The 13,993-nt window shown below is 58.5% G+C and carries 12 protein-coding genes; 6 read left to right on the top strand and 6 right to left on the bottom strand.

Translation table 11 applies throughout. The annotated features are described in order from the left end of the window. Positions 1 to 68: 68 nt before the first annotated feature. Positions 69 to 1,724, bottom strand: coding sequence for an electron transfer flavoprotein-ubiquinone oxidoreductase (locus ACMG4N_RS10040; protein WP_297763125.1), 1,656 nt, complete (start codon positions 1,722 to 1,724; stop codon positions 69 to 71). A 480-nt stretch (positions 1,725 to 2,204) separates the two neighbouring features. On the opposite strand from ACMG4N_RS10040, the gene ACMG4N_RS10045 reads away from it, so the two are divergent. From ACMG4N_RS10045 to ACMG4N_RS10055, 3 genes are all read left to right on the top strand, one after another. Continuing rightward, a complete protein-coding gene (locus ACMG4N_RS10045; protein WP_035244876.1) occupies positions 2,205 to 2,954 on the top strand; it encodes an electron transfer flavoprotein subunit beta/FixA family protein in 750 nt (249 codons plus the stop codon). After that, positions 2,954 to 3,883, top strand: coding sequence for an electron transfer flavoprotein subunit alpha/FixB family protein (locus ACMG4N_RS10050; RefSeq protein ID WP_335625883.1), 930 nt, complete (start codon positions 2,954 to 2,956; stop codon positions 3,881 to 3,883). The genes ACMG4N_RS10045 and ACMG4N_RS10050 overlap by 1 nt, the downstream gene beginning before the upstream one ends. A 393-nt stretch (positions 3,884 to 4,276) precedes the next feature. After that, positions 4,277 to 5,053: an SDR family NAD(P)-dependent oxidoreductase gene (locus tag ACMG4N_RS10055; protein ID WP_414431520.1), complete on the top strand. Its 777-nt coding sequence runs from the start codon at positions 4,277 to 4,279 to the stop codon at positions 5,051 to 5,053. 114 nt (positions 5,054 to 5,167) lie between these two features. Here ACMG4N_RS10055 and ACMG4N_RS10060 read toward each other — a convergent pair whose 3' ends face one another. Together ACMG4N_RS10060 and ACMG4N_RS10065 are read right to left on the bottom strand one after the other, a co-directional pair. Next, positions 5,168 to 6,271, bottom strand: coding sequence for an NAD(P)/FAD-dependent oxidoreductase (locus ACMG4N_RS10060; RefSeq protein ID WP_414431522.1), 1,104 nt, complete (start codon positions 6,269 to 6,271; stop codon positions 5,168 to 5,170). 70 nt (positions 6,272 to 6,341) lie between these two features. After that, positions 6,342 to 8,378, bottom strand: coding sequence for an LTA synthase family protein (locus tag ACMG4N_RS10065; RefSeq protein WP_414431524.1), 2,037 nt, complete (start codon positions 8,376 to 8,378; stop codon positions 6,342 to 6,344). A gap of 208 nt (positions 8,379 to 8,586) precedes the next feature. Here ACMG4N_RS10065 and ACMG4N_RS10070 point away from each other — a divergent pair, with 208 nt between their 5' ends. Both ACMG4N_RS10070 and ACMG4N_RS10075 read left to right on the top strand, forming a co-directional pair. Next, positions 8,587 to 9,372, top strand: coding sequence for an acyl-CoA thioesterase (locus ACMG4N_RS10070; protein ID WP_414431525.1), 786 nt, complete (start codon positions 8,587 to 8,589; stop codon positions 9,370 to 9,372). Continuing rightward, positions 9,369 to 10,010: a 1-acyl-sn-glycerol-3-phosphate acyltransferase gene (locus tag ACMG4N_RS10075; protein ID WP_335625878.1), complete on the top strand. Its 642-nt coding sequence runs from the start codon at positions 9,369 to 9,371 to the stop codon at positions 10,008 to 10,010. The genes ACMG4N_RS10070 and ACMG4N_RS10075 overlap by 4 nt, the downstream gene beginning before the upstream one ends. Here ACMG4N_RS10075 and ACMG4N_RS10080 read toward each other — a convergent pair. Further along, positions 10,001 to 11,227, bottom strand: a complete 1,227-nt coding sequence (locus tag ACMG4N_RS10080) for a GAF domain-containing protein (RefSeq protein WP_414431528.1) — start codon at positions 11,225 to 11,227, stop codon at positions 10,001 to 10,003. The genes ACMG4N_RS10075 and ACMG4N_RS10080 overlap by 10 nt on opposite strands. Before the next feature lie 390 nt (positions 11,228 to 11,617). Here ACMG4N_RS10080 and ACMG4N_RS10085 point away from each other — a divergent pair, with 390 nt between their 5' ends. Continuing rightward, positions 11,618 to 11,884: an acyl-CoA-binding protein gene (locus tag ACMG4N_RS10085; RefSeq protein ID WP_035244705.1), complete on the top strand. Its 267-nt coding sequence runs from the start codon at positions 11,618 to 11,620 to the stop codon at positions 11,882 to 11,884. Between the two features lie 22 nt (positions 11,885 to 11,906). Here the strand turns inward: ACMG4N_RS10085 and ACMG4N_RS10090 are convergent, their stop codons facing one another. Both ACMG4N_RS10090 and ACMG4N_RS10095 read right to left on the bottom strand, forming a co-directional pair. Next, positions 11,907 to 13,070: a tetratricopeptide repeat protein gene (locus ACMG4N_RS10090; protein ID WP_335625876.1), complete on the bottom strand. Its 1,164-nt coding sequence runs from the start codon at positions 13,068 to 13,070 to the stop codon at positions 11,907 to 11,909. A 266-nt stretch (positions 13,071 to 13,336) separates the two neighbouring features. Continuing rightward, a complete protein-coding gene (locus tag ACMG4N_RS10095) occupies positions 13,337 to 13,963 on the bottom strand; it encodes a hypothetical protein (RefSeq protein WP_335625875.1) in 627 nt (208 codons plus the stop codon). Positions 13,964 to 13,993 lie beyond the last annotated feature (30 nt).

Raw genomic sequence — 13,993 nt, forward strand, 5'->3', positions numbered from 1 at the left:
TGCCATCCACAAAAAAGGCGCCTGAGAAGGCGCCTTTTTTGTTTGCAACACGGAAGCCGTGCGGCCAATTACATGTTCGGGTAATTGGGGCCGCCGGTGCCTTCCGGAGCCACCCAGTTGATGTTCTGGGTTGGGTCCTTGATGTCGCAGGTCTTGCAGTGCACGCAGTTCTGGGCGTTGATCTGGAAACGCTTGTCGCCAGTGTTCTCGTCCTCAACCACTTCGTACACACCCGCCGGGCAGTAACGCTGGGCCGGCTCGTCCCACTTGGGCAGGTTCACCTCAAGCGGTACGTTCGGGTCTTTCAGCGTCAGGTGACACGGCTGATCTTCTTCGTGGTTGGTGTTGGACAGGAATACGCTGTCCAGCTTGGCGAAGGTGATCTTGCCGTCCGGTTTCGGGTAGTCGATCTTCTTGCTCTGATCTGCCGGCTTCAACGTGGCGTGATCCGGAGTGGTGTCACGCATGGTGATTGGCAGTTTGCCGTTGAACAGGTTGATGTCCACGAAGGCAAAGGCAGAGCCGATGAAGTTACCGAACTTGTGCTGGGCCGGGCCGAAGTTGCGCTGAGCGTGCAGTTCTTCGTGTACCCAGCTCTTGTCGAAGGCGTCCTTGTACTCGGTCAGCTCGTCGCTGCCACGGCCGCCTTTCAACGCTTCTGCCAGGATTTCGGCGGCAATCATGCCGGACTTCATGGCGGTGTGGGTGCCCTTGATCTTGGCGAAGTTCAAGGTGCCAGCGTTACAGCCCACCAGCAGACCACCGGGGAAGGTCATTCTCGGCAGAGACTGCAGGCCACCTTTGGAAATGGCACGGGCGCCGTAGGACACACGCTTGCCGCCTTCCAGGTGCTTGCTGATTTCCGGGTTGGTCTTCCAGCGCTGCATCTCGTCGAACGGAGACACATGCGGGTTGGAGTAGGCCAGGTCGGTGATCAGACCCAGGGCAACCTGGTTGTTCTCGATGTGGTACAGGAACGCACCACCCGGGGAGCCGGACTCGGTGAGCGGCCAGCCGGCGGTGTGAACCACCAGACCTTCCTGGTGCTTGGCCGGATCGATGTCCCACAGTTCCTTGATGCCGAGCCCGTAATGCTGTGGGTCGGTACCTTCGCGCAGGTTGAATTTTTCCTGCAGCTGTTTGCCCAGGTGACCACGGCAACCTTCAGAGAAGATGGTGTACTTGGCGTGAAGCTCCATGCCGGGGGTATAGCTGGGCTTGTGCTCGCCGTCGTGGCCGATGCCGGAATCGCCGGTGGCGATACCTTTCACCGAACCATCTTCGTTGTAGAGGACTTCGCTGGCGGCAAAGCCGGGGAAGATCTCGATGCCCAGACCTTCGGCCTGTTCTGCCAGCCAGCGGCACAGGTTACCCAGGGAAATGATGTAGTTCCCTTCGTTGTGCATGGTCTTGGGTACGAACAGGTTCGGCACTTTCTGTGCCTTTTCCGGGCCGGTGAGGTAGTAGATCTCGTCGCCGGTGACCTTGGTGTTCACCGGAGCGCCCATTTCCTGCCAGTTGGGAAACAGCTCGTTCAGGGCGCGCGGCTCAAGCACCGCACCGGAGAGAATATGGGCACCGACTTCGGAGCCTTTCTCTACCACGACCACACTGATTTCCTGACCGGTTTCCTGGGCGATCTGGCCCAGACGGCAGGCGGTTGCCAGACCGGAAGGACCGGCGCCGACGATGACTACATCGACTTCCATAGATTCGCGTTCCACAGCCTGTCTCCTCGCTATCGATTGCGTGTTCGGCCCTGAAGCCACTGAGAAAGGGGTTCTGAAACACTCTGCCACAGAAAAACCTTTCTCAGCAGCCACCTGGGGCCAGCCTTGGGGTGGCGCGGAGTATATAGAGATAGGCGAAACCGCACCACTGCCTGGGTTGGCCGCAACGCCCGCTGCATTGTTACCGGGTGTTGATCCGGCGGGGCGGCGCACTGCAACCATTTCAAACAGGTGTTCGGATTATCCCTTGCTAGCTGGTTGATTTACAAGGAAATGGCCGACTGCAAAGTCACGAAAAGTGGACACCTTATTTGTTCTATTTGCAGCAAAATCATTCGCTTACAGATTTTCGGCCTATTGACCTGCTTTGGCCGAGCGTTCAAGATAGCGGCTCTTTCGCGGGGGTGGACCCGGCAACGGCGTCAATTATCGCCTCCTTCTACATGTCACCCAATGGAACATTCCGAGGATCCTATGAAGGTTCTTGTACCCATCAAGCGAGTCGTTGATTACAACGTCAAGGTTCGCGTGAAGGCTGACAACACTGGTGTTGATCTCGCCAATGTCAAAATGGCCATGAACCCCTTTTGTGAAATCGCTGTAGAAGAAGCGGTACGTCTGAAAGAGAAGGGTGTGGTTACCGAAATCGTTGCTGTTTCCATCGGTCCCAAGACCGCTCAGGAACAACTGCGTACTGCCATGGCTCTGGGCGCTGACCGCTCTATCCTGGTAGAAACCGACGAAGACGTTCAGCCGCTGGGCATCGCCAAAGCGCTGAAAGCCATCGTTGACGAAGAGAAGCCTGAGCTGGTTATTCTGGGCAAGCAGGCTATCGACGGCGACAACAACCAGACCGGCCAGATGCTGGCTGCGTTGACCGGCATGCCGCAGGGCACTTTCGCGTCTGAAGTGGACGTGGCCGACGGTAAAGTGAAGGTTACCCGTGAAATCGACGGCGGCCTGCAGACCGTTGAGCTGAACCTGCCGGCAGTGGTTACCACTGACCTGCGCCTGAACGAGCCGCGTTACGCGTCTCTGCCAAATATCATGAAAGCCAAGAAGAAGCCGCTGGATACCAAAACAGCCGCTGATCTGGGCGTTGACCTGACTCCGCGTGTGACCACTGTCAGTGTGGAAGCCCCGGCCGAGCGTCAGGCTGGCATCATCGTTGGCTCCGTTGACGAGCTGGTCGAGAAACTGAAGAACGAAGCGAAGGTGATCTGATGAGTGTATTAGTTTACGCCGAACACGATAACGCCGCGCTCAACAAGGTCACCCTGAGTGTGGTTGCTGCTGCCAAAGAGATCGGCGGCGACATCACTGTGCTGGTAGCCGGTAAAGGCTGTGGCGCTGTTGCTGAAGAAGCTGCCAAGATTGATGGCGTTTCCAAGGTACTGTGCGCTGACAACGATGCTTACGAGCATCAGCTGGCCGAAAACATTGGCGATCTGGTTGCCGAAGTTGGTGCCGATTACAGCCACATCCTGGCTGCTGCCACCACCACCGGCAAGAACTTCGCGCCCCGCGCGGCGGCTCTGCTGGACGTGGCCCAGATTTCCGAAATCTCCGACGTGGTTGACGCTGATACCTTCAAGCGTCCGATCTACGCCGGTAACGCCATTGCCACCGTTAAGTGTGGCGATGCGAAGAAAGTCATCACCGTACGTGGTACTTCCTTCGATGGCGTTGCAGCAGAAGGCGGTTCCGCTTCTGTTGAGAGCCTGGACGTTGTCAAAGACGCTGGCATTTCCTCCTTCGTGGGTGAAGAGCTGGCCAAGTCTGATCGTCCCGAGCTGACCTCTGCCGAGATCGTTATCTCCGGTGGTCGTGGCATGGGTAACGGTGAGAACTTTGAAATCCTGTACAAGCTGGCTGACAAGCTGGGCGCTGGCGTGGGTGCATCCCGTGCTGCCGTTGACGCAGGTTTCGTACCCAACGACATGCAGGTCGGTCAGACCGGTAAAATCGTTGCGCCGAACCTGTACGTTGCTGTGGGCATCTCCGGTGCCATTCAGCATCTGGCCGGCATGAAAGACTCCAAGGTCATCGTTGCTATCAACAAGGACGAAGAAGCCCCCATCTTCCAGGTGGCGGACTACGGCCTGGTGGCTGACCTGTTCGAAGCAGTACCGGAGCTGGACGGCAAGCTGTAAAAAGCCTGCTTCCCGCACCAACAAAAAACCCGGCCTTGTGCCGGGTTTTTTGTTTTTGGGGTACAAACTACGCTTAATGGCGTGGGGAAGACCCAAACGTTCCGCGAAATGATGAATTCCTACGAAGCCGCTGTAGGAGTTCCTCTTGAGGGACGAACCGAGCGACAGCGAGGAAAACGGTTCAGATACCAAAAACGTATCTGTCTCTGTCACTCGGGAATTGGAAATCACTCCCTTCGGTCGCCTCGCTTCGCGAGGTTCGTCCCCTGGAAGGGAATTATTCGCTGCGCTCACCCTGCGGGCCGCCCTGGCGGGCGTTACTCCGCTACGCTACGTTCCTGCAGGTGCCTTGAACCTCATCAGGACGACCAAAGCTGAAAGCTGGAGCAAATAATGTTTTCGGGAAAAACCGCGTTAATTACCGGCGCCTCCAGTGGCATCGGCGAACAGATGGCGAGGCAACTGGCTGCCGTGGGCTGCAACCTGATTCTGGTGGCGCGGCGCACCGAGCGACTCGATTCCCTTGCCGGGGAGTTGGCGGCGGTCACCGTTGATGTGATCACCGCCGATCTGGCTGAGCCGCAAGCGGCCGAGGCGGTGTATGCCCAGACGCAGGCAGCCGGGCGGCAGGTGGATATTCTCATCAACAATGCGGGTTTTGGTTTCCAGAAGCCGCTGTTGTCGCTGCCGGTAGCGGATCAGCTGGGCATGGTCGATGTAAACGTACGAAGCCTGCTGGCGCTGACTCAGCGGTTTGCCGCGCCCATGGCGCAACGGGGCCAGGGTTGGGTGCTCAATGTGAGCTCGGTGTCTGCCTGGTTTCCGATCCCGGGCATGGCCACCTATGCAGCCAGCAAGGCCTGTGTGCTGCATCTGAGTCGTGCTCTCCACGAAGAACTCAAGCCAGCGGGCATTGTGGTGACGGCACTGTGCCCCGGCGGCACCCGCACCGAGTTTTCGTCCATCGCCCGTGAGCGGATGGATCCGGATCTGGAAAAAGCGATGATGCCCGCGGACGTAGTGGCAGCGGTCGGGCTGAAGGCGCTGGCCAGTGGGAAAGCGGTGGTGGTTCCCGGTGCCTTGTATCGAATCATGGTCTCTTTGGTGCGGGTATTACCTGCTAGCTGGGTGACACGTTTGGCGGGAAGGGTAATGGGGCGTCATCGGTAGAAGAAGTTAAAAGTTCAAAGTGAGCGTAGGGTGCTACTGAGCCCAAGGCGAACTGCACCGATCCGGCGTTTGAATGGTGCCGTTCGCTTGGGCTCAGTGGCACCCTACGTAAACTTAACCGTGGTTGGCGATATCTTCCGCAATGGCCAGTGCCGCTGTCAGCCCCGGAGATTCAATGCCCAGCAGGTTGATCATCCCTTTGATGCCGTGCTCCTTCTCTCCCTGTATCAGAAAATCCCGATAGGGCTCTCCTTCCATAAACAGCTTGGGGCGGATGCCGGCGTAGGCAGGGGTGAGTCTGTCTGTATTCAGGCTTGGCCAGTAGCGTCGTATCGCTTCTTCGAATTGCGGTAGCCGGGCGGTATTGACCTGGTAATCCCTGTGCTTGATCCATTCCACATCCGGGCCGAAGCGGGCATGGCCGGCCAGGTCCACGGTGAGGTGAATACCCAATCCGTCTGCTTCCGGTAGCGGGTAGATCAGCCTCCGGGTGGGGCTGCCCCCGCTGAGGGAAAAATAGTTGCCTCGGGCCAGCCGCTGTTCGGGAATCTTTTCTGCGGGAAAGCCGTTGCAGTCTTTCAGCAAGGGAACGGCATGGAGGCCTGCGGCATTGATCAAGTGCTGGCAACGGAGTTCAAAGGTTGTGTCGTCACTTTCTACCTGCAGCAGGAAATCCCCTGGCCCACAGTCAATCCGCTGCACCCGGTGCCGATAACAGAGCAGGGCATGCTGGCCCTCCGCTTCCTGAGCCAGTCTTGAAAGGAAGGCGTGGCTATTAAGGATGCCGCTGTGCTCGCTGAGCAGGGCTTCACTGGCCTGTAACCATGGCTCCTGCTGACGCAGCCATGACGGGTTGCACCGATGCAGTCCTGTGGCGCCACTCTCCATCGCGTTACGGTACAGATTGTCCAGCGCCTCTTGCTGGCCCTGTGAGGCGACGATCAGCTTGCCGCACTGTTGATAGGGAATCTGTTGTTCCTGGCAGTACTGGTACAGCAGGGCGTTGCCACGCAGGCACAGGCGAGCTTTCAGGGAATCTGGCGGATAGTAGAGACCGGCGTGGATGACTTCGCTGTTGCGGGAAGAAAGATGTTCGCCAAAACGGCTTTCCTGCTCGAGCAGCACAACAGATCTGGAGGGTGCAAGTTCACGGGCGATGGCCAGGCCAATGACGCCAGCGCCGATGATGACGGTGTCGGTGGTTTCCCGTGGTTGCACTCGGTTTAGCCCATAAATGATAACGCCCTCAGTCTGAGGGCGTTATGGGTAGCGGACAAGGGCCTGCGGATTACTCGTCCACGTTGTCGTAGAACATGTAGCGAGCGGTTTCGTATTGCCCGCGAGCCAGTTTGAGCAGCCGTTCGAAGACTTCCGGGTGCTCTGCAGCCACGTCTTGTTTGGGGGTGTCGCTGTGCAGATCATGCAGGGTGGCGTTGTTGCCATTGGCATTGATTCGCACCAGAAAGTTTTTCGTGACCATGCCGTAGATGGGGGTAGGCCCTTCTCGCAGCACCACAAAACTGGCGCGATCCCCTTCCGGGGCAGGAATCTGGAAATCCCGGCCCAGGGTGGTGTTGCGGTAGTTGAGTCCCAGCATACCGGCAACGGTGGGTAGCACATCGACCAGGCCGACCGATTCATCAATCACTCTGGGTTTCAGGTAGCGGGGTGCATAAATGATGTGCGGCACATGGTTACTTTCCAGCCCCAGCTGATCCATGGCCGGCATGTGGGGCAGGGTGGTGATGCGGTTGCTGTGATCACCAAAGAACACAAAGATGGTGTTGTCGAAATAATCGCTTTCCCGAGCCCATTTCATGTACTCGCCCACGTTGTAATCCAGCAGCCGTACCGCGTTGAACTGGGCGGCGCTGCGGAAGCCGTATTCGGCCAACTCCTCATCGGACAGGTCCGTGCGTGGCTGGAAATCACCGTTATTGTCCGGGATGGTGAAAGGCCGGTGGTTACCGGCGGTCTGGATGAAGGCAAAGAACGGCTGATCATCCGGCAGGTCGGCGAGAATCTGGTTGGATTCGCGGAACAGGTTCAGATCGGAAATGCCCCATACGTCCACGTCCGGCGATTGCCAGTCACCTTCCTGATACAGCTCCAAGCCATCGATGGTTTGTTGCACCAGACCGTCCAGGTTGGCCCAGCCGGCATTGCCGCCAATGAAATAGAAATTCCGGTAGCCCTCGAATTCATTCAGCACCGTGCGTTGGTGGCTGGTCAGCGGGTTGCGGCTGGCGCTTTCGGTGGGAGCCACATCAGGGATGCCGGTAAAGGTGGCCCAGATCGTCTTGGCGGTGCCAGTCACGGGCACATAGAAATTTTCGAAGCGCCAGCCATCACGTCCCAGCTGGTCCAGATTGGGGCTGCTTTCCACCGGTAAGCCGTAGCTGCTGACACGGCTTGCACCCAGAGATTCCAGCATCACAAAGACCACATTCGGCGGGCGCTCATGGTCAAGCTTGTGACTCTGCACCTCCACCGTTCGTACGAAATTGAGATCCTGACGCTGATCCTCGGGAATGCCGAGATGATCAGCAATGAGCGGGTAATACTCGGCGACCTGTTCCTTGTCGAAAGGGGACACGGGAATCAGCAGGGTGTCGCGAAAGTAGAGGACCGGGTTCAAACCCAGGGCGCCGATGGCCCGGTCGCCGGACACAAAGGCTTCACTCCAGCGCAGCGGAATGGGGTTAAGGATATTGATGTTGCTGACCCGGCCAAGAATGGCAAAGAAGAACAGGGTGAAGCAGATCAGAAAACCGACGGTGGCCTGGAATCCGGAGATGCCGGCAGCCGTCCGTTGCAGCAGTTTGCGTTCGGCGATACGAGCGAGCCAGTAACTGCCGGCCACGCCGGCAACCAGGCCAAGGGTAATCCAGATCACCGGGTAGCTTTCCCATACCATCAGGGTGGAATCCCGGGTGTCTTGCAGGAAGCGCAGGGCGGTAACGTTCAGCCGTTCACCGAGATAGGCGTAGTGGCCAAAGTCGAGAATATAGGTGAGACCAAGCAGCGCCAGCGCAACGATCAGATAGCCATGGGCAAGGAGACGCATCAGGCGGCTGTTAAGCAGATTGAAGCGTGGCAGATAGGCCAGTGCAGCCAGAGGAAGCATCATCAGCAGGGCCAGACGCAGATCAAAGCGCAGGCCGATACCCAGGGCGCTGAGAATGGCGCCGGTTTCATAATCCGGGTTACCCGGTACCTCGGAGAAGCCAAAATAGAAAATAGCCCGCAGGATGACCATCAGGCTGAAGAAGAGCGCTGTCATGGCCAACAGATAGTGCAGACGTCGGGATTTCAACCAGGTCATGCCGATTACTCCGTACTGGCGGAACTGAAAAAACAGGCGCCTATGCTACCGGGAAGGGCCAGTTCGCGCATGGCCAAATCACCACTTTTGCCGGTTATTTGGACAAATTCCAGCAGGATGTCGTAGCCGGCTTGGCCAATGACGGGTTAATGGCTTTCACCCATGCGGTTGCAGTGTTATTAAAGGCATTCGCTGACGGGAGACGGAAATGAATTTTGACGAGATCCTGGCCACGGTGGATGGCCAAGGGAATGGCATGATGCCGGAAGGTTGGGGCCAGGGTCGTGCCCTGTTTGGTGGGCTGGTAGGTGCCGTGTTGTTTGATCACCTGCAGAAAACCGTCGCCGCGGGCAGAACGTTGCGCAGTTTTTCCCTGTCCTTTGTGGCGCCCATGGCGCCGGGGCCGATCAGTCTACACAGTGAGGTGTTCCGGGAAGGAAAATCGGTGATGCAGGCCATCGTGTCAGCTCGCCAGGAAGGGCAGGTGGTGGCCGCCATGCTGGTGAGCCTGGGTGCGGCCCGGGAGTCCCGGGTGATCGTGGCGCCGCCGGCAGCACCGGCCATGCCAGCGCCGGACCGTTGTATCGAGCTGCCCTTCATTGCCGGTCTGACGCCGGATTTTCTGCAGCACTTCCAGATGCGTTATGCCGATGGTATGCCCCCTTTCAGTGGTAGCGAAGTGCCCGATTTCAGTGGCTATATGGGCTTTCGCTCGCCACCGCAGGCCATGAGCACGGCGGCGTTGATCGCGCTGGTCGATACCTGGCCGCCATCGGTGCTCCCCATGTTGAAGAAGCCGGCCCCGGCCAGCTCATTGACCTGGACCATGGAGCTGCTTGACGATCCGCTGTCGCGCCCTGCGGATACCCTGTGGCAGTATCGGGTAAAGACGGACCAGAGTAGTGACGGTTACGGCCAGAGTCAGGCGACAATCTGGGATGGGGAAGGCAAAGCGGTGGCGCTGAGCCGCCAGACATTTACGGTATTTGCATGAAAACAGAACTACCGCCGATCAAGGCAAGAACCCTGGGTGAAAGAGTGCCACGGCGTGGGCACTGGCTGCTGGCCGGCCTGGGCCGGGTGATTCTTTCGGCCATGGGATGGCGGATCGTCGGCACGCTGCCCAATGTGGAGCGCGCGGTTCTGGCGGTAGCGCCGCACACCTCCAATATGGATGGTGTGGTGGGTATCAGTGCGATTCAGTGCCTGCGAATCCATGTGAAGTTCATGGCGAAACACACCCTGTTCGAAGGTCGTCTGGGACGCTTGATGGTCTGGTTGGGCGGAATACCGGTTAACCGTGACAGCGCGGACGATGTGGTGGACCAAACGACGACGGTGATGCGCGACAAACCTTTCTGGTTGGGTCTCGCGCCAGAGGGCACGCGGGAGGGTGCCGAGCGCTGGAAAACCGGCTTTTACCGGATAGCCGAACAGATGCAGATCCCCATTGTGGTGATCGGTTTCTGTTACCAGCGGCGTCAGGTTCGCATTGTTGGCAGCTTCATGCCCAGCGGAGACATGGAGCAGGACATGGCCAGGATTGTGCAGGCACTGGCGGATATCGTGCCGCGCCGCCCGGAGCGCTTGTCCGCCCCGTTGCGGGAGCTTCGGCAAAAAAATCAGGCCTGAGCGACGTTGTCCTGCTCGTCCAGGCGGCTGAGAAACTGTTGGCGGCGCTGGGCCGATTGCAAGGCAAAGGCCAGTGGGCGGTGCAACTCGTTGAGCAGGGCCTCGTCGGCGGTCGAAAACGGCTGAGAGCCGGCCACTTCCACGATACCCAACGCAAACTCTCCCTGATGTATTGGCCACAGTAGCAGGGTGGCGGGTTTGCGTTTGCCTTCGCCGACTTCCAGATCCAGATAGCCTGCCGGGACACTATGCTGTTGTATCAGCAGTTTCTGGTTCAGGGCTGCGCCGAGCAGGGTTTCATCCTGGGGGACTTTGCGGCGTTCCGAGGCGCTGGCATTGAGCCCCCAGCCAGCCTGCCGGACCAGTTCCTGCTCTTCCAGGGTGTAGGCGGCGCCGGCTTTCGCGCCGATCTGTTCGATTAGATAACCGAGCACCCGCTCGAGAAGCTGCGCCGGTGTCAGGTTGCCGGCAATCCGTTCCAGAAACAGGTTGAGCTGCTGTTGGCGCAGGGTGTCCTTTTCTGCCTGTTCCCGCCAGCGGGCCAGCTGCGAGGATTCACTTTCCAGCAGCAGATTGTTGGCAAAATTGCGGCGGGCACTGATATCCAGAATGTAGCCATTGAGCGCACAGATAATCAGCGGAATGACGAAGTACAGCAGCATGGATAGCAGAGGCAGAGGCAGTTGTTGAAACAGGGCAGCAAGCAGGGTTACCGCCAGGGCACAAAGGCAACTGATGAGCGTCTGCCGCGGCGGCAAGCGCAAGATGGAAAAACCGATAATCAGGATATAGATGGTTTCAAAGGCGGAAATCTGCCCGGGAAAAAGATCGTGAAAGCGGATGGCGCCGAGCAGAGTGCCGGCCAGGGCAATGCCGAGGGCCAGATACATGACGCCGATGGTGTGGGCTGTGAGCCAGGACAGCCGGGTGCTGCACCACAGAGCCAGCAGTGACACCGCGATGGGATAGACCCCGTAATTGCGCCAGGCGACCATCTCAGCGGTATCTACCAGCAGCATTACCGGCAGCACCACCACCAGGTACAACAGCCCGAGAAGATAGACCGAATGGCTTATCAGGTCCCGGGCGCGCCGATGAGCATGTTCCCGGTAGCGGGCTTCCAATTCTCCATCAAAGGTGACCAGAAGGCTGTCGAGCGCGTTGCGCAGGACGCCTTCCTGGTTTTTGCTGATCGCTGCTTCCGATGCTGCGGGCATGGCGTTACCTGATTATTATTCCGTTTGAGGAGCCTCTGAATAACTCCTTGCGTGCTCAGCGTGGCCTGAAGGGTGCAGCTGTTGTGTTTTGTCGCGACGGGCAGGGTGGGTTCCCTTTCCTAGCGACAAAGCGCAGCAGATGGGCCCTTCAAGCCGCGCCCTTCGGGTCTCCCAGGCTGGCCCGCACTCGTTGTTGCAATGTCTTGATGGGTCGACACACACCTTCAACATTGCGCCTAGATTGCAGGCCAGCCTGAAAGACTGAGCATGCAAGGAGTTATCCAGAGGCTCCTTGATTCGCAGGCTGTGACAGCGCAGTATTTTGACAGCCTGATCGCGAATAAAGCCTGTCGCGATATTCAATAATGATCACAACCAACAGGAAGCATCATGACCGATACTGCCCGTTTTGAACAAGCCCAAAAAGATGTGAAAACCCTGGATCGCAAGCCCGGCAACGATGATCTGTTGTTTCTGTATGCCCACTTCAAACAGGGTAGTGCTGGCGATGTGAGTGGCAAACGTCCGGGCATGCTGGATATGGTGGGCCGGGCCAAGTATGACGCCTGGGCCAAGCTCAAGGGCATGTCTGCGGACGACGCCAAGCAGAAGTACATCGACAAGGTGGACAGCCTGCTGAAAAGCCACAAGGGCTAAAACCGCATTCCGGGCTGATGATTCACCCCCTTGCCTGCAGCAGTTGGGCCTTGCCCAGCTGCGCTTCCCCGGCCAGGTTGCGGTAAAACCGTTGTAGCTCAGGTAGCTGGGCTTTCAAGGCCTGGCGCACCTGCTGCCTGGCATCCTCAATCTCCGTTTCTACCCGCTGTTTGTCCTCCTGCATCTGTTTCTTTCGTTTTTCCAGTGCCGGCGGCAGGGCCGTGCTGCCCAGTCTTTCCAGGCGGTCTTCAATACGTTTCAGTCGATCCCGGGCGTCCGTCAGACGGGCCCGGAAGTCTTCCGCATCCGGGGCATTGGCCAGAACCCGCTGCAGGTCCGCAATTTCCTGTTCGGTAGCGGCTTTTTCCATGTTGGCGGCAGTGCGAAAGGCGCCATTTGAGAGGTCCCGGGCGGTGGCGTGCTGGATGGCGTTATGTAAGGTTTTTTCCTCCTCACGAAGGCATTTGCGCACATTGCTGGCATTGATCAGCTTGCCGGTGGCATCCAGAACCTGGCTGTCGCGGTCGCGGATCATAGCCAGTACCAGCTGGTCCATCACGGTGGTGCTGTTGCCGGCAACACTGTTGGTCAGCGAGCGGTAAAGGCGATCCGGGTCGTCGGCCAGGGTTTGCAGCGCCTTCATGTTTTCCGCCACCTTGTTCAGGGCCAGGTTGTAGACTGGCAGGGCTTGCTCAACAGCCCCTTGCTTGCGCCAGTCATCGCCGGCCAGTACCAGCCCGGAGACGGCTCTGGGGTTACCGGGGAAACGCGCGGCAATGCGCACGAACCAGGTCCTTGCCCGTTCGCGGTCCCCGTCCCGTCGATAGCTTTCCGCCAATAGCAGTGCCGCATCCACCGCTGCGGGGCTGTTCTGTTCCACCTGATTCAATTGCTGCCGGGCGAATTCGGTATCGCCATCGCGCAGAGCCATGGCTGCCAGGCGCAGACGGGCATAGTTGCCCAGAATTGGCTGGTTGATGCCAGGAGTCTGGTCGTTGTAGCGGATCAGGGTAGGGGTGTGGCTGTTACTGGCATGTCCTCCCAGTATCTCCAGCAATTGCTGGTCCTGGCTGGAGAGAACCAGGGGGCGTGACGAATCTGCCCGGCAGTCAGCAGGTGCCGCCTGCAGACTGGGGATTAGCAGTGTGCCTAGAAGGCAGAAAACAGCCTGGTTGATTGCTCTCATTGTCCCATCGTTTTGTTATTGGTTATCAGGGCTGAACGCTCAGGCAATACCAGTAACCGGTATTGCGATGGCAGTGCAAATGATAAACGGTGATTTCCTGCCAGAAACAAATGGTGCGCCAACTGGGGATGGAGAGAAGGAACTGGGTCACAGCGCGATACACAAATGTGCATACGGCGTATGGCAGAGGCATTACCGCGATGGTTTATGGAAACCGACCCGAGCGTTTTGCCTGGGCCTTACGGGCAAGGCCCGGGCGGCAGGAATCAGAAGGCCCGGAAGTTGACGGCAATAATGCTGATCACAGCCATGGCCACCAGCAAACCCACCGCCATCAGGACAGTGGCAATGATGCCAAGCACCTTGCCGGCGGTGGTCATGCCTTCCCCTGACGGGTCCATGTGCCCGCTGCCCATGGCGTGGAGATCCTTGTTGCCCAGTATCCAGGCGACGATGCCCAGCGGCGCAAACAGCAGGATGCCTAGCAGGCCGAAGGTCAGCACCAGCCCGCCTCGATGGGCCGGGAGATTACCTTCGGGACGGGGCTCGGCCTGAGGAGCGGTGGATGCGGGTGCGCCGAGAGACTGGCGACCGGCAAAGGCAGCAAACAGCAGCAGGGCGCTGATGACAAGATAGAACAGGTTGTAGGCGGCGGTTGCGATGAGTGAGTAGGTATCCGAGCTGATCACGTCATCAAACATCCATTCCAGCAACACGGTCTGGTTGAAGATGATCCAGCCATTCTGCAGCAGGGTGAGCAGGCCGGCGATCATCACGAGCATGGCCGCAGTGCGGGCACGCTGCATGAATATTCCGGCGAGCACAAAGGCGGTAATGGCCACCAGAGTGCCGGGGGCAATGGCCGGGATCAGGGAGAGAATATCGGGTCCCATAAGACATCCTTTTCGTCGGGAGTGAGCAAC

Origin of the sequence: Alcanivorax sp. IL2 (genome assembly GCF_047495475.1) — a bacterium.
Classification (GTDB): domain Bacteria; phylum Pseudomonadota; class Gammaproteobacteria; order Pseudomonadales; family Alcanivoracaceae; genus Alcanivorax.